This window comes from Paenibacillus faecis (genome assembly GCF_008084145.1).
Classification (GTDB): Bacteria; Bacillota; Bacilli; order Paenibacillales; family Paenibacillaceae; genus Fontibacillus; species Fontibacillus faecis.
The window spans coordinates 135,458-157,179 of the sequence record NZ_VSDO01000006.1; the positions used below are offsets into that span (position 1 = coordinate 135,458).

At 49.3% G+C, this 21,722-nt stretch carries 20 protein-coding genes and 2 pseudogenes; 13 read left to right on the forward strand and 9 right to left on the reverse strand.

What is annotated here, in order from left to right:
* Positions 1 to 23: 23 nt before the first annotated feature.
* Together comA and FRY98_RS25800 are read right to left on the reverse strand one after the other, a co-directional pair.
* Positions 24 to 890 (reverse strand): phosphosulfolactate synthase, encoded by an 867-nt coding sequence (gene comA / locus FRY98_RS25795; protein WP_148457592.1) that lies wholly within the window; start codon positions 888 to 890, stop codon positions 24 to 26.
* Between the two features lie 105 nt (positions 891 to 995).
* Positions 996 to 2,300 carry an MFS transporter gene (locus tag FRY98_RS25800; RefSeq protein ID WP_148457593.1) on the reverse strand — a complete coding sequence of 435 codons (1,305 nt, stop codon included), beginning with the start codon at positions 2,298 to 2,300 and terminating at the stop codon, positions 996 to 998.
* Between the two features lie 176 nt (positions 2,301 to 2,476).
* Here FRY98_RS25800 and FRY98_RS25805 point away from each other — a divergent pair, with 176 nt between their 5' ends.
* Both FRY98_RS25805 and FRY98_RS25810 read left to right on the forward strand, forming a co-directional pair.
* On the forward strand, positions 2,477 to 3,178 hold the full coding sequence (locus tag FRY98_RS25805) for a 2-phosphosulfolactate phosphatase (RefSeq protein ID WP_148457594.1): 702 nt from the start codon (positions 2,477 to 2,479) through the stop codon (positions 3,176 to 3,178).
* 61 nt (positions 3,179 to 3,239) lie between these two features.
* The gene (locus FRY98_RS25810; RefSeq protein ID WP_148457595.1) at positions 3,240 to 3,731 is read left to right on the forward strand and encodes a GNAT family N-acetyltransferase; all 492 of its coding nucleotides are present in this window, start codon (positions 3,240 to 3,242) and stop codon (positions 3,729 to 3,731) included.
* Between the two features lie 25 nt (positions 3,732 to 3,756).
* Here FRY98_RS25810 and FRY98_RS25815 read toward each other — a convergent pair whose 3' ends face one another.
* The 3 genes from FRY98_RS25815 to FRY98_RS25825 all read right to left on the reverse strand — a co-directional run bounded on the left by FRY98_RS25815 (position 3,757) and on the right by FRY98_RS25825 (position 5,994).
* On the reverse strand, positions 3,757 to 4,245 hold the full coding sequence (locus FRY98_RS25815) for a serine/threonine protein phosphatase (RefSeq protein ID WP_148457596.1): 489 nt from the start codon (positions 4,243 to 4,245) through the stop codon (positions 3,757 to 3,759).
* Position 4,246: 1 nt separating this feature from the next.
* Entirely contained in the window at positions 4,247 to 5,086 is an 840-nt protein-coding gene (locus FRY98_RS25820) for an alpha/beta fold hydrolase (protein WP_249043537.1), read from the reverse strand.
* A 119-nt stretch (positions 5,087 to 5,205) separates the two neighbouring features.
* Entirely contained in the window at positions 5,206 to 5,994 is a 789-nt protein-coding gene (locus FRY98_RS25825; protein WP_148457598.1) for a glycine-rich domain-containing protein, read from the reverse strand.
* 335 nt (positions 5,995 to 6,329) lie between these two features.
* Between FRY98_RS25825 and FRY98_RS25830 the strand changes: the two genes are divergently transcribed.
* The 5 genes and pseudogenes from FRY98_RS25830 to FRY98_RS25850 all read left to right on the forward strand — a co-directional run bounded on the left by FRY98_RS25830 (position 6,330) and on the right by FRY98_RS25850 (position 9,913).
* Positions 6,330 to 6,872 (forward strand): P-loop nucleotide/nucleoside kinase family protein, encoded by a 543-nt coding sequence (locus FRY98_RS25830; RefSeq protein ID WP_276508731.1) that lies wholly within the window; start codon positions 6,330 to 6,332, stop codon positions 6,870 to 6,872.
* Positions 6,873 to 7,022: 150 nt separating this feature from the next.
* Positions 7,023 to 7,877: pseudogene (locus FRY98_RS25835) on the forward strand (aminoglycoside 6-adenylyltransferase); the annotation flags it as partial.
* 21 nt (positions 7,878 to 7,898) lie between these two features.
* Positions 7,899 to 8,684 (forward strand): ANT(4')-I family aminoglycoside nucleotidyltransferase, encoded by a 786-nt coding sequence (locus FRY98_RS25840; RefSeq protein WP_276508734.1) that lies wholly within the window; start codon positions 7,899 to 7,901, stop codon positions 8,682 to 8,684.
* Between the two features lies 1 nt (position 8,685).
* Positions 8,686 to 9,228, forward strand: coding sequence for a GNAT family N-acetyltransferase (locus FRY98_RS25845; RefSeq protein ID WP_148457599.1), 543 nt, complete (start codon positions 8,686 to 8,688; stop codon positions 9,226 to 9,228).
* A 289-nt stretch (positions 9,229 to 9,517) separates the two neighbouring features.
* Positions 9,518 to 9,913: a class I SAM-dependent methyltransferase gene (locus tag FRY98_RS25850; protein WP_148457600.1), complete on the forward strand. Its 396-nt coding sequence runs from the start codon at positions 9,518 to 9,520 to the stop codon at positions 9,911 to 9,913.
* Positions 9,914 to 10,216: 303 nt separating this feature from the next.
* Here the strand turns inward: FRY98_RS25850 and FRY98_RS25855 are convergent, their stop codons facing one another.
* Complete coding sequence (locus FRY98_RS25855; RefSeq protein WP_148457601.1) at positions 10,217 to 10,915, reverse strand: peptidylprolyl isomerase; 699 nt, start codon at positions 10,913 to 10,915, stop codon at positions 10,217 to 10,219.
* A gap of 256 nt (positions 10,916 to 11,171) precedes the next feature.
* Between FRY98_RS25855 and FRY98_RS25860 the strand changes: the two genes are divergently transcribed.
* Positions 11,172 to 12,668, forward strand: coding sequence for an alkaline phosphatase family protein (locus tag FRY98_RS25860; RefSeq protein ID WP_338114625.1), 1,497 nt, complete (start codon positions 11,172 to 11,174; stop codon positions 12,666 to 12,668).
* Positions 12,669 to 12,860: 192 nt separating this feature from the next.
* Positions 12,861 to 13,334 carry a DUF6376 family protein gene (locus tag FRY98_RS25865; RefSeq protein ID WP_148457603.1) on the forward strand — a complete coding sequence of 158 codons (474 nt, stop codon included), beginning with the start codon at positions 12,861 to 12,863 and terminating at the stop codon, positions 13,332 to 13,334.
* 67 nt (positions 13,335 to 13,401) lie between these two features.
* Here FRY98_RS25865 and FRY98_RS25870 read toward each other — a convergent pair whose 3' ends face one another.
* Positions 13,402 to 14,772 (reverse strand): sugar phosphate nucleotidyltransferase, encoded by a 1,371-nt coding sequence (locus FRY98_RS25870; RefSeq protein ID WP_148457604.1) that lies wholly within the window; start codon positions 14,770 to 14,772, stop codon positions 13,402 to 13,404.
* 14 nt (positions 14,773 to 14,786) lie between these two features.
* Complete coding sequence (locus FRY98_RS25875) at positions 14,787 to 15,602, reverse strand: DUF6492 family protein (RefSeq protein WP_148457605.1); 816 nt, start codon at positions 15,600 to 15,602, stop codon at positions 14,787 to 14,789.
* Positions 15,603 to 15,806: 204 nt separating this feature from the next.
* Here FRY98_RS25875 and FRY98_RS25880 point away from each other — a divergent pair, with 204 nt between their 5' ends.
* The 4 genes from FRY98_RS25880 (at position 15,807) to FRY98_RS25895 (ending at position 20,446) form a co-directional block, all read left to right on the forward strand.
* A complete protein-coding gene (locus FRY98_RS25880; RefSeq protein WP_148457606.1) occupies positions 15,807 to 16,568 on the forward strand; it encodes a YheC/YheD family protein in 762 nt (253 codons plus the stop codon).
* Positions 16,569 to 16,869: 301 nt separating this feature from the next.
* Positions 16,870 to 17,505: a TetR/AcrR family transcriptional regulator gene (locus FRY98_RS25885; RefSeq protein ID WP_148457607.1), complete on the forward strand. Its 636-nt coding sequence runs from the start codon at positions 16,870 to 16,872 to the stop codon at positions 17,503 to 17,505.
* Between the two features lie 2 nt (positions 17,506 to 17,507).
* A complete protein-coding gene (locus tag FRY98_RS25890) occupies positions 17,508 to 18,206 on the forward strand; it encodes an ABC transporter ATP-binding protein (RefSeq protein WP_148457608.1) in 699 nt (232 codons plus the stop codon).
* Positions 18,206 to 20,446 (forward strand): ABC transporter permease, encoded by a 2,241-nt coding sequence (locus FRY98_RS25895; protein WP_148457609.1) that lies wholly within the window; start codon positions 18,206 to 18,208, stop codon positions 20,444 to 20,446. The genes FRY98_RS25890 and FRY98_RS25895 overlap by 1 nt, the downstream gene beginning before the upstream one ends.
* Positions 20,447 to 21,072: 626 nt before the next feature.
* Here FRY98_RS25895 and tnpA read toward each other — a convergent pair.
* Positions 21,073 to 21,545: pseudogene (gene tnpA / locus FRY98_RS25900) on the reverse strand (IS200/IS605 family transposase).
* Positions 21,546 to 21,722: the final 177 nt, after the last annotated feature.

Genomic DNA, 21,722 nt, shown 5'->3' on the forward strand with positions numbered 1-21,722 from the left:
CACCATAGTCTTTCTTGTTCCCGTTAAATCACATATACGTATTCCTTGAGTTCCTTCTTCTTCAAACCGAATTCAAACGTATCCTGGCGAAGTCCCCGCCGCATCGTCTCCAGCGAAAGCACTTCGGTTGGAGGAATATTGCCCAAGTGCACGCCGGGACCGAATTTACGCAAAAACAGAACCTGCTGATGCTTCAGAGGCGCTTCCCACATCAGGCGGTTCAGATCCGGCACGAATTTCAGCACATCGTCCAGCAGATTCGTCCGACATTCGCCCTTTTCGTCGAAAACGCCCACCCCTGTACCGGATTCGCGCGCCTCCACCGTTAACAGTTCGGCACCGGCGTCCAGGTCCGTTTCCATGGTTTCGGCGAGCGAGGCGGCATCGATCAGAGATCCCGACAATTTTTTGCCGTATTCCGTGAACACGATCAATCCCCGCTGTTTCCCTTCCTTGATCAGTTCGGTGCGCTTCTGCCGCGGAAGATCGATCGTGCCGTCGGATACCTCAATCCCGTTAAAGCCCAAATTACAGACGGTATTGAAAAAAGCGGGCACCACATCCTGCTGTACGGCCGTCTCCAAAAGCGTTCCTCCCGGCATGACGACAATGCCGTGCCGTTTGGCCAGGTCGATTTTATATAGCAGCAGTTCGGTGCTGTACAGAGGGGCCGTGCCGAAGCCGAGTTTAATGCAGCTGATGTAGGAAGAGGCCGTTTCGATCATGTCCGTAAACGAGTGCCTGCCGAGCCCCTTATCGATGACCATCGTCTGTCCGCGTCCCGTCCCTGCGGCCCTGCTTTCTGGATCCGGTTCCGCCGCGGCATCTAGGCGAAATCCGCTCGGATCGCACAGTTCGGAGGGCCAAACTCCACGCAAGGAATTTTTCATCTGAACTCTCCTCAATTCTTTAGACTTTTCATGTCATCAGGTGACATTGATATCTTATGCGTAGAGTCCCTGACAGGTGCCCAAAGCCGAGAGCTGGCGAAAGCGTCACTCCGCCAATTTGGCGGGAGGTCTGATTAAGAAGAACACCAGCCCCAACGTGATGAAGGACAAGGCCGAAACGGAGATAAACACGAGCCGATCCGATTGATCCATCATCCAGCCGAACAAAGGCGGGCCGAATGCCACGCCCAAAAAGCGCAGACTATTGTAAAGCGAGGTGATCATGCCGCGTTCGCTTTTTTGCACGGCGCCCGTAATCATCGTATTTAAACAGGGAAGAAGGAGCCCTGTCCCGATACTGCTTAACGTGAGCAGCCCGATAAATACATAAATGTTGGTAAAGAAAAAGATCGTGGCGGCTAGCGAAACGCTCATCATCACCAGACCGATATTTATGAGCCAGCGAATCAAGGTTCCCTTTTTCTTGATCAAGCTGCCTGTCGTGTAGGAAGTGATGACCATGCCCAGCAGCGGGATGGCCAGGATGAGGCCTTTCATGACGCCATCGATTTTATAGGGCGGATCTTCGAGCGTATTCGACAAATAAAACAGGACGCCGAATAGGATAAAAAGCCCCAGCGACCCGGCGAAGAAGGAGGTGATGAGCCAGCGGCCTTTTTCCTTGAAAATTTCCCCGAGTTTGCCGATATAGCTTTTCAGATCCTGCTTCTTCTCATGCTTCGGCTCCTTGATCATAAAAAGAACGGCCAGCAGCGAGAGGGCGCAAAACACCGGAAAGGCAAAGAAGGAGGCATACCAAACGATCAGCACGAGCAAGGAGCCGATAATCGGGCTGAGCACCTTTCCCACGCCGTTGGAGGCTTCAATTAAGCCAAGCGCTTGGCTTTCCGTTCCCCCTTTGTACATATCGCCTACCAGCGCCATGGCAATCGGCGCCGTTCCGGCGGCGGCCATTCCCTGAATGGCCCGGGCGATAATGATCACCGTATAGGAGTCCCAGATCGCGCCGAACCCCGCAAGCAGCCCGGCTCCGCCGTATACAATCAGCGCCGGAATGATGATCACTTTCCGTCCGAACCGGTCCGACAGGTAACCGATCACGGGGATAAAAATACCGGCGGCCAGCGAAAAGATGGAGATAATCAAACTGCTCTGGAATTTGTTGATGCCAAGCTCTCTTTGCATTTGGGGCAGAACCGGAACCAGCATCGAGTTGCCGAAGACTAGGACAATCGGGATGGTGGCAATGGCGATAAATTCCCAAATACGGCCTTTGCCGCCGCCGTTTGTTTTCTTTTTCTCCGTTTTTTCGGACGATTCCGACTCGCGCTCCAGATCGATATCGCTCTCAAAGGTAATATTCAGCTTACGGGATTTCGTTTTAGCCATAGGTTTGATCTCCTCTGAACGGAAATGTACTAAATGTTAGACTATCCCGCTTTGAGCTTCATTATTTGCGTTTTCGAAAAAGGTTCCCTTTGGTTCGAAAGACAATATGGGGCACTTCCCGAAGCTCGGGCCCATATACTGGGATGGGAAGCAATATATCGGCAGAGGAGATGTCCATGCAAATCAACATAGTTCAGGGTCATGATCCGGATCCCGGGCCTACTTTCGCGAATGTGGTCATTGATACGATCCGTGCCTTTACGGTGGCGCATTTTGCTTTTTTGAGCGGCGTGAGGTCGATCTACCTGGCGGAATCGGTGGAACAAGCGTTATCCTTCCGCAAACATCATCCCGATTGTTTGCTCGCCGGGGAAATTCAAGGGCTTCCGATCAACGGGTTTGATCTGGACAATTCTCCGGCGCGAATCGACCGGACCCCGCTAAATGGAAGACGGCTTATCCAAAAAACAACGAACGGCGTAAAAGCGGCCTTGAATGCGCTGAATTCGGAATACGTGCTGGTTACCGGTTTGTCCAATGCCAGAAGTACGGCCAATTTTCTAAAAAGAGTGCTGCAGCAACATTCGCCGCAAGCTCCCGTAGTTCAGTTGATCGCCTCCCATCCGAGCGGAGATGACGATCTGGCATGCGCCCAATACATTCAAGGCATCCTAAATTCGTCGGGAGGCCCTGACTTGGAAGCCACGGTCCGCAGAATACGGGAGTCGGAGGCGGCCCAAAAATTTTTGGACCCGGGGAGACCGGAGTTCCCTTTGGAGGATCTGACCTATTGCACAGCCGAACTCAATACCTCCTTTGTAATGCGTGTCCGCCACAGAGAAGGTCTGGCCTGGATTGAGCGGCAACCGATTTCATGATAAAATAGATTTCATTTCTTTATCCGCGTTTATCGCGGTTTTTTTGTGGAGGGAGCTAAGATTGTTGATCAGAGAGCTGGAGGAACAAGATAATGCCGCTATCGAAAAGATTATACGGAGCTGCCTGATCGAATTCGGCGGGAATCGCTCGGGACTGGCTTGGGAAGACGAGAGCTTGCGTGATCTGTACCGATATTATAAGCCCGAAGGCAGGGCATATTGGGTGATCGAGAAGGACGGGCAGGTGGCAGGGGGCTGCGGAATCGCTCCGTTTGCCGGTTCCCGTGAGGTCTGCGAACTGCAGAAAATGTATCTGGACAAGCCGCTTCGCGGCACCGGAATCGCGGGATTACTACTGGATACGGCACTGCAATTCGCTAAATTGCATTATTCTCAATGCTATCTGGAAACGCTGCGGACGATGACAGCAGCTAATCGTTTTTATACGAAGCACGGTTTTGAACCCTTGGACACCCCGCTGGCAGGCTCGGAACACTTTGCTTGCGATGCCTGGTATATCAAGGATTTGTATGATTCAAGCGATAACGAATAAAAGCAGAAGGAATCCCCTAAAGGGGTCATTCCCTCTGCTTTTTTCGAGTGTCCGCCATCTTCTCCAGATCCGCCAATTCTTTTCGTTTCGCTGCAATGGATCGCTCCAACCGGTTAAGCTCGTCCGTTGCTTTCCGGGCCTCCGATTCGGCAGTCTGAATATGCCGCTCATACTCCATCCTCCGCCGTAGAGGAATCAAGACACAATCGTAATAAGTCTTTCCCTCGGAAACCCTTTTACTTGCATTAAACAGGACGGGCACATCTGCACCTTGGTTAGATTTCAAGGATAAGTACATTTCTTCGACAAGACCGTTAAGACGGATCAGCGGCATAAAATAAATTTGAAAAAAGACCCGGCTCGATCGCGTCAGCAGGAAATCGAATCGGGTGCCGCGGAGCCCGTTGACTTTAAAGTCAAGCAGCCGACAAAAGGTGGTGTTCGCTTCCAGAACAAGGAGTTCTTCCGTCAGTTCCAGATAGCCGCAAGGAGCCAAGTCCAGCCGTTCATCCATGTTAACGGGGAAGCTCCATACCGGAAGAAACATGAGATAAATAAGATGAGATCAGACGTATCGTTTCTTCCGGATGACTGACATGCGGGCAATGGCCGCGTGCGTCCATAAGTTGCAATTCGCTCCCGGGAATTTGACGGTGAACGAAGGCTCCGACTTCGAGCGGCGCTATGACATCCTCGTCGGATTGAAGAATAAGGGCGGGGACTCTGACTTGGGAGAGCTCGGCCCGATAATCCGAAAGGAAGGTAGCTTTGGCAAACCGGCGGGCGATGTCAGGATCCGTGGAACAAAAGCTCTCCTCCAACTCCCGGGAAAGTTCCGGACGTTCCGCATTCCCCATGATGATAGGAGCGAGGTAATTGGCCCAGCCCATAAAATTTTGGTCCATGATTTCGAACAATTGATGAAGTTCCTCCAGTTCAAACCCTCCGATGTAATCGGGGAGGTCGTTTATGTAGCAGGGGGAGGGACCCACCAAGATGAGGCGGTCAAAATATTCCGGTTTGCGGATCGCCGCCAACAAGCCGATCATGGCACCCACCGAGTGCCCGACCAAAATGGCGTTGCTCCATTCATGGGCTTCGCATATCTCAAGCACATCCTGGGCGTACCCGTACAAATCGGCGTATCGTTCAGGATCATACGCGGTCTTGTCCGACTTGCCGGATCCGACAAAGTCGAATAACACGACCCGATAATCCTTTTCAAACGTTGGTGCGACAAACCGCCACATGTGCTGGTCGCAGCCGAATCCGTGGGCAAAAATAAGCGGCTGTGAGCCGCTGCCTGCAATGTTGACGTTGTTTCGTGCTGTTATATACTCCAATTGTGCGTTCAATAGTAAGCCTCCTTTACCCGGATTCTTTAACATTATACCCATCTTGTCGAAATAAGAATAATTTTAAATATTTTTCTGATAAAAAGTTTATCTATTTAAAAAATACCGTTTAAGGAACTTCAACTGCTGCACCCGCCGCCGCAGCTGCTGCAGGAAGATCCGCCGCTGTCGGAGGATCCCCCACCATCTGATCCGCAGGAGCCCGCATGATGGTCCGTTCCATGGCCGGAATCACTGTGGTGGTCTCGCAGGTCATCGCTACCCGAGCTGCAGCCCGAACCGCTGCAACTGGATCCGGACGAATCCTTCTTGATTGCTTTTTCCTGGGCCAGATAATCCGAGAAATTATTCGGGTCGGTCATGGAGAAGAAGACAACGGAAGTGAGCAATACTTCCGAATTTTTAAAATTAACGGGCTTGCGAACATTTTCCGCCAGTTCTTCGTCGACCCTTTCCATCCGATATTGGAGCGCCTCTTTTACGGATTGAATCGCTTCACGAGCTTCGGGCAACCGGTCGTAAGTCCATGCATTAAATCGGCCGCCTTGAGCGGGCGGGTCGGAAGCGTTTCGGTATGCCTCTAGCTCTTCGCGCGGAAGCGGGTGGCGGAAGAAGCGCCCCCAAAACCGTTCACTGTAAGGGCTCCAGCCGAAAAGCTCCACATAGACGAAATCGAACCATGCCCGCTCTCCGGGAATCGGAACGGAAGCTGCCGGATTAGGGGTATGGTGCAGCATGCGGCCGAGATATTTGTCGGAGAAAGCCTGATAGTCTCTCGTATACATAAGCATTTCATGCCAAACTTCATCCACCGCTTTACTGAACATCGGTACGCGATCCAAAACCGCGCACATCACGTAAAAGCGCTGCAGTTCAAGCCATCGCCATTCATATTCACGTTCGGTCATTCCGGGGTGTTCGTTTAGAACACGCTGCTTTACGGACGCTTTGTAAGAAGGAGGAATCGACTTCTCCAAGCAGCTCACGAGCGGCCACACTTCACTGTTCGATTCTGCGACCGGTGGAGGCGGAGGGGCTTTGCGCAAACTTTCTTCAGAAGAGCGAGTTGAACTTTTTTTCCTGGATTGGGATAATAAGATAATCACAACGACGACAGCTAGGACCAGGACCCCGATGAAGATAACCATGCCATCTTCCTTTCTCATTAAGGGTTTATTCAGAATTATGTCAAATTTAAACTACACTTGCAAAACAATAAAAGGGAAAAGGAGGGAGGAGAACCTTGTCCACACCTGCGATCTACCTGATTACGGGCATCATGGCCAGCGGAAAATCGACGGTCGCCCAACTCCTGGCCGAACAATGGGAGCACTCGGTTCATCTTCGGGGCGATATTTTTCGTAAGATGATCGTTAATCATCGGGCCGAAATGACTCCTGAAGCGGAAGGAACGGAGGCGGAAAATCAGCTTCGGTTGAGATACCGATTGGCCGCGCAAGCCGCCGATACCTATGTTCAAGCCGGATTTACAGTGGTCGTACAGGATGTTGTCATCGGCCCCATGCTGAGCGAATTTGTGGCTTACGTCCGCAGCCGGCCGCTTTACGTCATTGTCCTTTGCCCCGATCCAGAGGTTGTCGCCAGAAGAGAGGAGCAACGCTCGAAAAAGGGATATGGTTCTTGGACGGTAGAGGCGTTGAACTCGGTCTTACGGAAGGAAACTCCGCAAATCGGCCTCTGGCTGGACACTTCCCGCCTCAGCCCCGAGGAGACGGTTACGGAAATTAGAGCCCGGGCGGAATCCGAAGCTTTGGTCTTGCCTTAAACTCGTATTAACATACTTTAAGAGGAGGAATTATGATGATTTTATTGGAGCCTTTTTATTAACTCCGTCTTTCGGTTATCCGCGGACCTCCTATTTTGGTAGATGGGAACTTACAAGAAAGAAAGGGTATAAACCAAAGGAGGGATTCGGATGCGCTCCGAACGGGAAATGTTTGACTTAATCTTAGATGTAGCCAAGAGTGACGAACGTATTAAAGCCGTTGTCATGAACGGTTCACGCACGAACTCGCACGTAACGCGCGATCTTTTTCAAGACTATGACATTGTATATTTGGTGGATAACGTAACTTCTTTTATTGACGATCCCGAATGGATCGATGTTTTTGGAGAGCGGCTGATTCTCCAAACTCCGGAAACGATGACGTTGGTACCGCCTCAGGGCGGGGGGCGGTTCGCCTATCTTATGCTGTTCGCCGATGGCAACCGGATCGATCTGACCCTCGTTCCTATGGAAGAGAAGGAGCTTTTTCTCCAGGAAGATAAGTTGACGCGGATTCTCCTGGACAAAGAAGGTATACTCCCCGATCTTCCTCCGCCTACGGATGAAGACTACCTTATTAAAAAGCCCACGGCCGCTTTGTTTGGCGACTGCTGCAACGAATTTTGGTGGGTATCGACCTACGTGGCTAAAGGGTTATGGCGCAAGGAGGTTTTATACGCCTATGACCATATGAACATCGTCCGGAACATGCTTCTGCAAATGTTGATATGGAAAGTAGGGTTTGAGACCGGGTTCTCTTGCAGCGTGGGAAAAAACGCGAAATTCCTGTCACGGTATGTGGATCAAGACACGTGGAGGCAGCTTCTTCTCACTTTCCCGGGAGGATCCGTCGAGCAGATCTGGCGGGCGCTTGACGCGATGACAGAACTGTTTGAACAGACGGCACAACAGGTAGCGGCAGCCCTTGAAGCGGTATATCCCCTGGAAGAGTACAGGAAAGTAAAAAACTACTTGAGTGACGTTCACCGGCTTGCCCCGAATGCCACGGTTTTTCAACCCTCCCGTTTGGAGGAAGAGGGCTTACGGACGGAGAATGGGCCGTTCCCGATGAGCCGTGAATCCCGGTTGGAAATCGCGGAGGAGATTAAGGAGCGGGTTTTGGAGACACACGGGGAACGCGTTAAAGCGATCGGGATATATGGTTCCATGGGACGGGGAAGCGACGGACCATACTCCGATTTGGAGGTCCGCTGCGTGCTGAATAGCGCTGGAGAGGAATACAACCATGAATGGTCGGCCGGAGCGTGGAAAGCGGAAGTCAATTTCGTCAGTGAGGATATCCTCCTCGAGGATGTCTGTACGATCGAAGGGGATTGGCCGCTTACGCATGGGCAGTTTTTATCCGTATTGCCGCTTTACGATCCGGACGGTTTCTTTGCGAATTTGAAGCAAACCGCCATCTCTCAGGATGAGGCCAAATTTCGCCATGCCCTTCAGGCGCTTATGGTTGAGGAGATGTTCGAATACGCCGGGAAGTGGCGAAATGCCGGTGCCCGGGGGACGGAATCTTTTCTTCCTGCCCTGGCTGTGAAAACGGCGGAGGCGGGAGCCATGCTGATAGGTCTGCATCACCGGACTTGTTATTCGACCGGAGCGCGGGTTCTGTCCGAAGCGCTGGAATTGCCGAATCGTCCGGAAGGATTTGATCGTCTATGTCAACTTGTGATGACCGGTCAATTATCCGAATCCGAGAGCGTCCTGGAGGCGTTGGAGGTTTTTTGGGAAGGGGTGAACGGGTGGGCCGCACGGAACGGGTATACGATGACCGAGCCGCGGCGAATCCCCTTTTAAAATGGCGATCATCATCAAGCAACTGAGCGAATCCGACCTCGGGCTTCACGTTCATATTCGCAATGAATTTATCGTGGACTCCGTCTTTCAATTGACCATACAAGACAATTTGATCCGATATGAAATTATCCCCGTACCTGCCTATACGAAGCGTTACCCGGAAGAGCCGGAAGACCGTCTTCACATGGCGGATTATATGAACGATCCCGATAAATTGCTGGTTATTGCCCGTACCGAGCAAGCGATCATCGGCCTGGCGGCAGCGAGCACGAATTGGAACCGGCTTGCGTTGTTGGAGGAGCTGAGTGTGGATACCGACTATCGGCGGCACGGCCTGGGCAGAAGCTTATTAGATCGGGTCAAGGAATGGGCGAAAGCCCGGGGATTGGCCGGGATAACGCTGGAGACGCAGCATAACAATGTGCAAGCCTGCAAGTTCTATGAACGATATGGCTTCAAGATCGGCGGATTTGACCGGTATGTCTACAAAACCTTCGAATCTTCCAAAGATGAAATTGCGCTTTACTGGTATCTTATGTTTTAGCTAGCCGGATAGGAAAAGGAGCAGAGGACGATGGTCCGCATCTGCTCCTTTTTTCGAAGTGCTTCGTTTATAGCTCCGGAGTTAGCCTACGCTTTCAAACCGTCCGATACTTCCTCCCCTTCAAAGTTAAGTATAAGACCATTTAAGTTTGATAGCTTCAATTCAGCATACAATCAGTATGTATGTAAACGTGCAGCCTATAAATTTATAGGAAATAAGGATTGGATGATTTTTCCCTACCCTAGTAAGCTTGTGTCACCAAGGGAATAGCGGATGGAGGTTGAATTCTATGAAAGCTAATCATGTCCAGGATCGCACAGCGTTATCGGGGAAATTAATAAGTGTCTTAAATTCGCGTTCTTTGGAACGCACACATCCGAGATTGGCAGGGATGCTATTGCCTGGACTCTCCGTTTTGGACGTTGGCTGCGGCACCGGTGCGATCACCCGAGGCATTGCCGAAGCTGTAGGGCCCTCAGGCCATGTTGTCGGCATGGATGCCAATCCGCAGTTGATCGAACAAGCCCGTCAAATGCATGGCTCCGTTCCAAACTTGACTTTCCAAGTAGGCGATATTTATCACCTTGATTACAAGGAAGCTTTCGATCTCGTCACATGCGCCAGATTGCTTGTTTGGCTCTCCGACCCAATGGGGGCCTTAATGAGCATGATGGAGGAGACATAACGGTAGCAGCCGCTTCTTCTGCAAAATCATGAATAATTCGAACAATTAATCCGGTGAATTAATGAGATGAATTAATGTCGGGTTTTGTCGAAGGGGGCTGATTTCTGATATTTAGTGGAGAGCGTATTTTGTATTATTAATGATATTAAATAACCAACATAACTCCCTATCTTGCTTAGTAATTCATCATATTAACTAACCCAGCAACCGATTTGCTTATTCGGCTCATTGGGAGACATGGTAATGCAACAGGCCACGCCATTCCTTTCGGAATGCGAGGCCTGTTTTTCGTCCATTAACGACTTACTTTTCGGTAATTTTAATTTCTTTGATTTGCACTTTTTCTGTCGGAGAGCTTGGTTCCCCGGAATAGGGATTCGCTTCGACAGGGGTGGCGGCAATCGCGTCGACCACATCCATACCTTCCGTCACCTTGCCGAAGATCGTGTAATTCGGCGTCTGGTTTAAATTGCGGCTATCGTCACCGGTACAGATAAAAAACTGACTTCCGTTCGTATCGGGTCCGGCGTTGGCCATGGCGACAATCCCGGGCTCGTACGTAAAGTTTGTTTTTTCATCTTCAAATTGGTAGCCGGGACCGCCCGCTCCGGTTCCTTCCGGGTCTCCGGTCTGGATCATAAACGTCTGAATGATTCGGTGGAAGACTACGTCGTTGTAAAAACCTTGCCGGGCCAGAAAGACGAAATTGTTCACGGTTTTCGGGGCGTCCTTGGCAAAAAGTTCAATTTTGAAGTTACCCTTTGATGTCGTAAATTCAGCCTCGTAGGATTTGCCGGTGTCGATTTCCATCGCTGGCGGGGTATCCCAGCTTAATTTCTTTTCCGGTTCCTGCGGCTCAGCAGCCGGTGACGCTGGCTCTGTTGTTCCTTGCGATTGCTCCGCCGATTCACCCGTTTTCTCACTGTATTTACTGCAGCCGCTAAATAGGATTGCAGCAAATAGCAGTATAAAGACGGGCATCACTACAAACTTTTTTCTCATCTTTGCTTCATCACTCCTTTTGCAAACCTTGATCTATCATACTGATTTTCCGACAAAAAATCCAGCCAGGTGAGGGGATAAATCACCGGGAAGGCGGGGAGGTTAGGGAATAACCTTATTCGTTTGGAAGATGTTACGAAAGCGGGTGATCCTCATGTCAATGCTAAACAAAATAGGGTTAATACTGACGATGATCTTGCTTTGTCTGGTTGCCAGCGGGTGTCTTAAGCAAGGTCAGACAACCAGGGAACCGGATTTGATCCGAGTTAAATCGCTGAAAGGGCGCGAGTCGAAAAAGGTCATACTCATTGTCGCCGATTCTCTGATGCCTCAAGCCATCGAGAACGGGGTGGCAAACCAAAAGCTTCCGGCGTTTCAGTACCTGATTCAGCATGGCCAGTACTATAACAATATGGTCAGTTCTTTTCCCACCATGTCCGTAACGATCGACAGCTCACTGCTTACCGGGGCTTATCCGGATGGCCACCGGATTCCCGGATTAACCTGGTATTCCACCGAAGATCAGGAGTTGATCAATTATGGAACGGGCCCGTTGGAAGTCGTCAGGCTAGGGATAGATCCGGTTTTGACGAATGCCGTCATCCACTTGAACGGAAGCCATTTAAATCCCCAGTTGCCTACGATATATGAGGAATTGGCCCGTCTAGGAAGGAGAACCGGCAGTATAAACGGGCTGATTTACCGGGGAACCGAGAGTCATACATTATCTCCGCCCGCCTGGATGCATGCCCCTACCTCACTGCCCAAGTCCATTAAAGTTAAGGGACCGGACTTTCTAGCTTTAGGGAGCTTGGCCGATCCGCTTAAAGGGATTGCTAAATTGCCGGACGGTTTAACCCGGCGTATGGGGCTGAATAATGATTTTTCTGTGGCAACGGCCAATTATTTGATCAGGAACCGCAAGCTGCCTGATTTTCTGTATGTGTATTTGCCCGACCTGGATAAGCAAATACATAAGCAAGGCCCTTCCCCGGAGGTAAAAGGCGTCCAGGAGTTGGATCGACAGCTTCAATCTCTGTTGGACAGCTTCGGTTCGCCGAAGGAAGCCCTGCAACAGGCCGTGTTCATTGTGATTGGCGACAGCGGAATGACGCCGATCCTGCCAAAACAAGATCAATCCGTCATTGATTTACGTTCTCTTTTTAAAGGGTATAATGTGCTGCAGCCGGGGGATCAGGTTTCGGAAAAGACGGAGGCGGTTCTCGCGGTCAATGAAACGATGGCTTATGTGTATGATCTTAAATCGGATAAGCTTGACACATTTGCCGGCATCCTACATGCGGATCCACGGATCGACTTCGTTTCGTGGAAGGAAGGAGACTGGATCCATGTCGTTCAGGGCGGTGGGACAACCATGCTTCGATTTAAAAAAGATGGCCCTCTGACCGACCTTTATCGGCAAAACTGGTCCGTTGATCAAGATACTTCCATCCTGGACTTAACCATAGACACCGCCCAACGCAAATTAGACTACGGCCGTTATCCGGATGTACTGCGTAGGCTATACGGGGCCTTACATTCCCACCCCGGAAATTTCCTGGTTGTCACCGCCAAACCCGGTTACGAACTGGCGGACACCAGTTCGCCGACACATCCGGGAGGGGGAGGGCACGGATCTTTCGGTAAGGAAGAGTCGCTGGTTCCCCTGATCATAAGCGGTACGGAAAAACGGCCGCAGCATTTACGGATCGTCGATCTCAAAGATTTTCTGCTCCAAGTGGTAACCCAGTGAAGAAAATATAACATAAATAAAATTATGTAAACTATTCTACGGGCGATTAATTCCTTAATCGCCTACTCGTGGTATACGTCTGCAAATTCGAATATAATAGGGTAGAAAAAAAGCTATAGTAACGCTAGTTTTACAGGTTCAGAATCGGGGTAAAAGCATTAAAAGACTGCCTATAGAAGGGGGACTTACTGATTGAAAAGACTATGGAACCGAAGGCCGCTCTTGACCAGGTTGCCCACACTTCTTTTATCCGTATTCTTCTTATCGGCGTGTGCGGCCATTGAGAGCGTGAACCAGTCATTAAATTATGTGAATGACGCTACGGGATATATTGAGCAGGTCTCCACGGCGGGGACGGAACTTCAGCAGATGGCCAGGAATGCGGTCAACAACCCCGATATCACGGCCCAATTTCAGGACAAATTGGATCAGCTTCAAACGAAGGCCAACGAATTCAAACAACTGGATCCGCCGGCTATTGGCGAGGCCGTTCATGAGAAGTTACTTTCCTATAACGAGCAGTTGATTACTTCGGTCACTCAATTTAAAGAAACGTTGGCTGCGCAAGGCTTTACTCTTGAGAACTGGGAACAAACCGGGATCCCCAGCCTCATTGAAAATATTAATAATATTAAACAGCAGTTGGGCGAGCTTGGTGGAGGATAAGTGATTGAAGAAAAATCCTGCTCCGGTCTTATAAGAGAAATCGGGGCAGGATCACTTTTCGTCCGATCTAATCCGGTTTTTGTGCCCGTTCAACAATATCCTTCCAGTCGTATCCTTCCAATGGCATATCGTCTACATTCAACGTTTCCCCGCAACGCACTTCCAAAATCTCCATACCCGTTTCGGTCCCTATGGCATAACTTCCTTGGGAAGTGATGGAGAATTGGTCGCCCGCCTTTACCTCAAATGCCTGGCCGTCAAGAATCACTTGGCCGCTTCCGGAAAGTACAGTCCAGGCCTTAAATCCTGTCCGATGACAGCGCAAACCGATATGATTGCCGGGGAAAAGCGTCAGCTTCACGGTAAGAACGTCAGTGCTTCCTCCGCCGGGAAACCTGTCGATCACCCGGTAGTTGCCCCACTTTGTTTCCTCATACATCGGCTCCATTGGAGCATCACCCAATTGAGCCTTAATTTCATTGGAGGATGTTTTGTCGGCGATCAAAATGCCATCCGGACTTGCGGCTGCGATGATCCCGGGAACTCCGAGTACATGAATCGGATAGGGGAGTTCGTTGACGATATGGGAGCCCGGGGAATGGCCAGAGATGCTTCCATTGCCGCATACGTTGGCATCCAGCAGTTGGGATAAAGCCTCCCAGCTTCCGATATCTCGCCACACTCCCGTGTAAGGCAAGACAACGGCATTTTTCGTTTGCTCCGCGACTTGTTTGTCGAAGCTCCTCTCCGGCAGCTGTTCGTAAATACGAAGCAAATCGTCAAAATGGGCCGGCATCCCGGCGTTCTCCATGCTGGCCAGCATAAAAGACGTTTTAAAAGCATATACCCCGCAGTTCCACAACGCTTTCCGCCCCAAAAGGGTTTCGGCTAAGCCGGAATCCGGCTTCTCCAAAAATTCAGCCACGGGAATAAACCCGCTACGGTCACGATTTCCCGGCAAGATGTATCCGTACTGATCCGAAGCATGCGTAGGCGTGGTTCCGATTAAGGCAATATCGGATTTTGCGGCCTTCAGGAGATCCGGAAGCAGCTTAAAAGTTGCGAAAAAATCGTCTCCGGCGAAGACGTCCGCCGGCGCAATACAGATAATATCGTCCGCCCGGACCTTCAGACGGGATTGCAGGTATACTGTGGCCAATGCGGCGGCCGTAAAAGTCCCTCGCTTGAAAGGTTCGCCTATGATCGGAATCAAACCTTTGGTATGCCGGGACGCCAGGCCGGCCTGATTTTGCTGGGAAACTAGAAGCGTGGAACGCAGCAAGTCGGTTTGATCCAATTGACGGCACACCCTGCCAAGCATGGATTCTCTGCCTCCTTCGGGGGAAGGAAGCAGTTCCACAAACAATTTGGACCGCTGCTCATTGGAGAGAGGCCAGAGCCTTTTGCCGGCACCGCCGCACAGCAGTATTAGATGCATGATGCGCTTCCTCCTTAAGCCCGGGAGACCTTGCTGTATATTTTTCGTTTATGAAAAGAGAGGGAGCGGTATTTGAGGGCCTGCCTGCGGATTTGTTTTTCGTTTAAAGAAGAAGCGTTCGAACTCAGGCTTTTGTTCCTGGCGCTTTTAAGCAGCACACTGCCCGGAGCCAGCGCATACAGATAGTTGGCGTAAGTTTCGTACTCGGAGAAACCGAACTGCTTCTTCTTGTTGATACAGTGGATAATCGCCCGATACCACGGCATCCGATGCTTGGCTTCGATTTTCTTCTTCAGCGAAGCGAGCTTCGTTTTTTCGAACAGCATATAATGGGTGACAAAAGATCGGGGTCTGAGCGCTTTCACCCCGAGCAGTTTTCGGTAGGTATTGAAGTACTCCGGCTGGCTCCAATCCCGGCAGTAAAAAACCGTTTTACCGCCGGCCAAGAAAGAATGGGGCGTGATCAATACAGTGTCCGCATCTATGACTAAAAAGTGATTGGCTTTAACAATTCGATCTCCGTTCATTTTGAGCAGTTGTTGATATAACCAACCTGACCGATTCCAGCGGGATGACTGATAATGGATGTCTTGTTTGGTGATGGGAAGTACGGATCTTTCATTCACAAACACGCACTTCTTATTGGCACAGAGGTTTCTGATCCTCTGGCTGGCGGGGGAAACGATATAAATTTGCCCGATGGGGTGCTGTACGTAACGGCGTAGATGATCAATGGCATAAGGGAGGGTCCCCAAATCTTTTTCAATGGCAGGTATCAGAATATCGATGACGGGCCCGTGCTTCATCCGCATTCCGGTGCGCTCCGGCATTTCCTCAACTCCTTGCGTCAAATATCCTATCGAGTTCATGGTATGTGAAATTGAAAAAATTGGTCAGGGCATAGGTATGAATCTTATTTTATTGGAAAAAAGGCCCTTGAATCATGACTTGTTCGGCGGATCCGCATAAGATGGAATGACCTTGGGAGAACGACGAGGATGAATGACTAATTTAAAAGACGGGAGAGGTGTGGCGTGGGGCATGATAAGCTTCAACCTTTAAGAAGCAAAGGGTTAAAGACGAAAGTGCTGCTCAAAAACGAATCCATTCGGCGTTTTGTCCCCGATACGCAGAAATTCACCAAAGAGAATTTACGGAGTATGATCAACCGGTACGAAATGGTTTACGTTAAACCGGACCGCGGCACTTACGGTAAGGGCGTAATAAAAGCCGAAATGGAGAATTCCCGTTATTTTGCCTATCAAATCAATCAAAAGCGCCTGACATTCAACCATTTTGACGCGTTCTATACGAGTCTTGCCCGGTTGATTCAAAAACGAAGCTACCTGATCCAAAAAGGCATCCATCTGTTGAAGCACAATAACCGCCGATTCGATATTCGGGTGATGGTCCAATTAAGTCCGGACAATCAATGGGAAGCTACCGGAGTCATCGGCCGGCTCGGTCACCCGAAGAAAATCGTAACCAATTATCACAGCGGCGGGAAACCGATGGACGTCCATACACTGCTGAAATCTCATGTTTCCGCCTCACGGCGCGAGGCGTTAATCCAGGAAATGAAGGGGTTGGGTCTGCGAATTGCCCGGCACATGAAGAAATCCTACCCGTATTTGAGGCAGATCGGCGTTGATATCGGCCTCGATCGGAGTCTAACCCCCTGGATTATCGAAGTGAACGTCAAACCTGACCCGTATATTTTTAATCAATTACCGGATAAGAAGATGTATCGTAAGGTAATTAGATACTATCGTTTGGGGATGAAGAAACAAAAGTAGCGGTAAGCGTATATGGGTAAAACAAAAAAACTCCTGTCCTTAACTGGATCATGGAGTTTTTTGGGTGCGGATGCAATTAAACCAAACAATAGAAACCTGGTTTCGAATGCAACCGGATAATTTGAAGTGGAGAACGTTAGCGTTCGTCCTCTAGGCAGGCTGCCCAATCGGCAGCCTTTTTTGTATTCTGCTGAAACATGGCCGGTAATAGAAATATCACTTGTAACGAAGTCCATTGACATCATGACTTTTCGGTCATATTATATGACTATTAAGTCATAATGAATGCGGAGGAATTACATTGCCTAAAAGAACCTTTAACCGACTGGACGACGACAAAAAAGAAAGAGTCATGCGAGCGGCCATTGAAGAATTTCAGGCCCATGGCTTCGAACAGGCAAAAATAGAAGTGATCGCCCAAAATGCGGGAGTAGCCAAGGGCAGCATCTATCAATACTTTGACGATAAAAAGGATTTGTTTTTATATTCTGTCACATGGGGGCTGAATTATTTTATGAAGGCGATCGACAGACAAACCCCATTGAAGGATATGGATGTTTATGATTACTTTCTATCTGGAAACCGTGAACGGTTTGAGCTGTTGAAGAAAGAGCCTCTGCTTGTTGCGTTTTCCATGGATATCGTCTCGGGCAAATACGGCAGCCTGACGAAGGAAGCCAATAGCGAATTAAACAGGGTCGGTGAGGAATATGAGCTAAAGCTGATTGCCAACGGCAAAAAAAGAGGAACGATCCGCAACGACCTGGACGACAGCATTCTATTGCTGTTTTTTCAGGGGGTAACGGAAAAATTTACTGCTACCATTATAGCAAAGGCCAAGGAGTTTGAGGGCGAGCTTACGGAAGAACAATTTAACGAGATGGAGAGCCTTTTGAAAAGCATGGTCGCCTTATTAAAACAAGGAATGGAGAGATAACTATGTTTATTGCGGTAAAGAATTTGAAAAAGAGCTACACTACGGGCAAAAGCAAAACCGAGATATTGAAAGGGGTAAGTCTTGGGCTTGAAAAAGGGCAGACAGGCGTCATACTCGGCCCGTCCGGCTCGGGAAAATCAACGCTGATGAACATTATTGGCGGCGTGGACCTTGCGGACAGCGGCAGTATCCGTGTCGACGGCTTGGAGCTTGCTGCGCTTAACGACGATCAGCTGACGGATTACCGCAGGGATTCGGTCGGCTTTATATTTCAGTTTTACAATCTCGTACCGAATCTTACCGTCATGGAAAATATCGAAGTGGTAGCCAATATTTCAAAAGCTCCGCTGGATATGGATACGGTGCTGAAAGCGGTTGGCCTGGAAACGAAAAAAAGGAATTTCCCAAGGGAGCTATCCGGAGGCGAGCAGCAGCGTGTCGCGATAGCCCGCGCCATTGTCAAGAACCCGAAGCTGCTTTTGTGCGACGAACCGACCGGTGCGCTGGATTATGAGACGTCCCGCAGTGTGCTTTCTCTTTTGCAGAGAATAAACCGCGATTTGGGAACGACCATCCTGATGATTACCCACAACACAGCTATCGGCGATATGGCGAATGTGGTCTACAAGGTGCGCAGCGGAGAGATTGTGGAAACGATCCGGCATGAAGAAACAACAGCAGCAGAAAGGATTGAGTGGTGATGACACTGCTAAAAAAAGTAACAAGGACCATGCTGGAACATAAATCCAGGTATATCGGGTCTATGCTTTTACTGATGATCAGCAGTATGATGTTTGTCATGTTAAATATGACATCAGCCAATTTGATTTATACGTTCAAGACGTTTTCCGAACGGAACGTTTTGTCCGACGCGGAGTTTTCCACCGATACCGCCATTGACGCGGCCGCTCTCAGCCGGCAATTTGCCGCGAAGCTTGAAATTGGCGGCACGGTGGACAGCGAAGTGAAGCCCGGTCAAACGCTGCGGGTGTTTCCGATGATGAACACCGTCAATATTCCCGCCGTCCAAGAGGGGAGCGTACCGGGCCGTTCGGAAATCATGCTCGACCGTCTGTTTGCCGAAACAAACGGTTACCAAATCGGCGACACCATCCATGTCGCAAACAAAAATTATACCGTTTCGGGCTATACGCTGCTGCCTCATTTTATTTATGTTATCCCATCGAAAGATACGATGATGAACGACCCTAAAACCTTCGGCGTCGGTGTTGTCGGCAAAGCGGATTTTGATTCCATGCAGGATCGGAATAAGGTTTACGCCATCCGTTTCGACGAGAGGGGAAATATTAAATCCCAGGAAGCGGCACTAAAAAACGCGCTGCGTTCGCAGGGTATCCGCATAACGAACTGGCAAAGCACAGAAAAGAAAGTCAATGTATCCTACGTTCCTATGAAGGCAAGCATACAATCCACGATGAGTGCAGTTGTGCCGCTTGCCATGCTTGCGCTCACCTGTGTTTTGCTCGGAATGCTGATGTGGCGGATGATCAGGAGCGAATCCGTCATTATTGGGACATTGTACGCGCAAGGCTATAGAAAACGGGAATTACGCCGCCATTATTTGATGTTCCCGCTAATGGTGTCGGTTATCGGCTCAGTGGTCGGCTCCATATTGGGGTTATTGTTGGTGGCCCCCGTATTCAACTTTATGCTGACGGCCTTCCCTATGCCGGTTTATGAAACGATATTCAATCCTTGGCTGATGATTGTCGCCATACTGCTTCCGGTTATCATTCTTTGCAGCGTCACATGGGGCGTTATCGGCAAAGTTTTAAAAACGCCTCCGGCCATCCTTATGAAAGGCGGAGAAACCAAAAGAAAAACGAATTTCATAGAACGGAACCTGCGGCTTGACCGTGTGAAATTCAATACAAAGTTCCAGATCAGGGAGCAGGTTCGCAGCTTATCGAGAAGCTTATTGCTGTTGTTTGGGGTCGTTGTCGCCACAATGCTTATATTATACGGTTTTGCGATGAAAAGCTCGGTTGACTATATGCTCAATAAAGGCGTGAAGGAGATGTACAACCTGAAATATGAGTATGTTTTCAAATCGGAGAAAACCGGAGCTGCGCCCGCAGGAGGCGAACCGTTCGGCGCGGCGTATGTGAGCCTTATAAATAATGATGAAATCAGCTTTTATATGACCGGCGTTCTGCCAGACACCGGGAAGATCATTCTGAAAGATGGCTCCGGGCAAGTACTTAAACCGGATTCCAACATTATCACGGCGCCGCTGGCGAAAAAGCTTAGTGTGAGTACAGGCGACAGCGTGACCGTGTTCGATGTGGAGAACGGGAAGGAGCATACGTTTATCATTGAAAAAGTGGCGGATACGTACGCCGGCGAATTTTTGTTTATGCCGCTCGACCGATTTAATAAAGAATTTGGCTTGCCTGTGGATGCTTACATCGGTATTTGGAGCGACATGCCGATGAACTTTTCTCAGGGCGAGCTCCAGAATACCAAATCCATCGATGCCATAATTGCAGGCTTCGGCAGCTTGATCAATCAGATGGCGCCAATGATTTACGGCTTAATCTTTGCTGCATTTATCGTCGGTCTGATTATCATCTATATTGTAACCGGTATGATGGTTGACGAAAGCCGGGCCAGCATATCGCTAATGAAGGTGTTCGGATACAAAAAGAAAGAAATCAATACATTGATATTGGGCAGCAATACATTCATTGTTGCGGCAGGCTTTCTGCTCGGTATTCCCGCTTTGCTGGGAAGCATAGGCGCGCTTTATCAATCGCTCACAGAGTCATTGCAGCTCGTAATGCCGGTCAAACTTAATTTCTTCTATATGGTGCTCGGTTTTGTTATTGTAATGATTACGTTTGAGTTTGCAAAGCGGATGTGCAGAAAAAAAGTAGCCCGTATCCCGATGAGCGAAGCGTTGAAGGCGGGAGCGGAGTAAGATAAAGGCTTTTGCTGGGGAGCAAGGCGTATTACAAGAGCACTCGGTACTCGTCGTCATCATCGGACAGAGCCATTTGAAACGCTTCTGCGACGCGCCGTAGCCGTTGCGTTTTATCTCCAAACCTGCGGGGCAGACTGGGATTCCTTTAGGCGAGATGCGAATGTCGCTGCCCGTTTCCAGAGGTTTTGTACCACGTACGTTGAGATCAATGAACGGCTCGATGTGCTGATGCACGATCATAGATCGCGCCGGCATCAGCACATCGAGCAGCCGACCCAAAGCGAATCATATACATGTTCACAAAACTCGTATTTTGTACATATGTAATAGATAATTTGCCATGAAACAAATCTTGACCATTCCTTTCATTATTGAGCCTGAACATCTCAATTTTATGGGAATGGTCTTGTTGGTCAAACCCTAGATCCCTCCACGCGGTTTTTTGTTTCGCGCGTTTCACGCACTCAACTGGCTAAAGCCGTAATCATAACCACCCGTCCAACGGGTGGTTTGCTCTTGGGGTATAACCCCCTGTTGCCAAACTGCGCCTAAAGACGCTAGCCTGACAATAAAATTGTTCAGGCTCAGTGTTTTTGTCACTTTCACTTACCAGTTAAACTGGTTTACTTCTTTTTGCTACTGTTTCTGCTGAATGGATCTTCATACTCTTTTACGCTCAGTTTATCAATTGCTTGGTCATGTGCTTCCTGCTCACGTATATATTTAGCGACGGTGGCCTCATTTAAGCCCACAGTGCTGACGTAGTACCCCTCCGCCCAAAATTTCCGATTTCCATACTTATACTTCAAGCTGGCATGCTTCTCAAATATCATTAGCGAACTCTTTCCCTTTAGATATCCCATAAACGATGATACAGAGATTTTTGGAGGTATCGCCACTAACATGTGTACATGATCTGGCATCATGTGACCTCTATGATCTCCACTCCCTTGTATTTACATAACCGCTTGAATATTTCGATTAAGTCTTTCCTCACTTGATTATAGATCTCTTTCCGTCTATACTTCGGGGTGAACACGATGTGGTATTTGCACATCCATTTCGTGTGGGCTAGACTATAGCTCTTGTTTGCCATCTAAGACCATTCCTTTCATTATTGAGCCTGAACATCTCAATTTTATGGGAATGGTCTTGTTGGTCAAACCCTAGATCCCTCCACCCGCATAGCGGGTGGTTTTTTGTTTCGCACGCTTCGCGTACTCAACTGGCTAAAGCCACTAACAAAAAAGTCGCTAAATTAGCGACTTTCTAT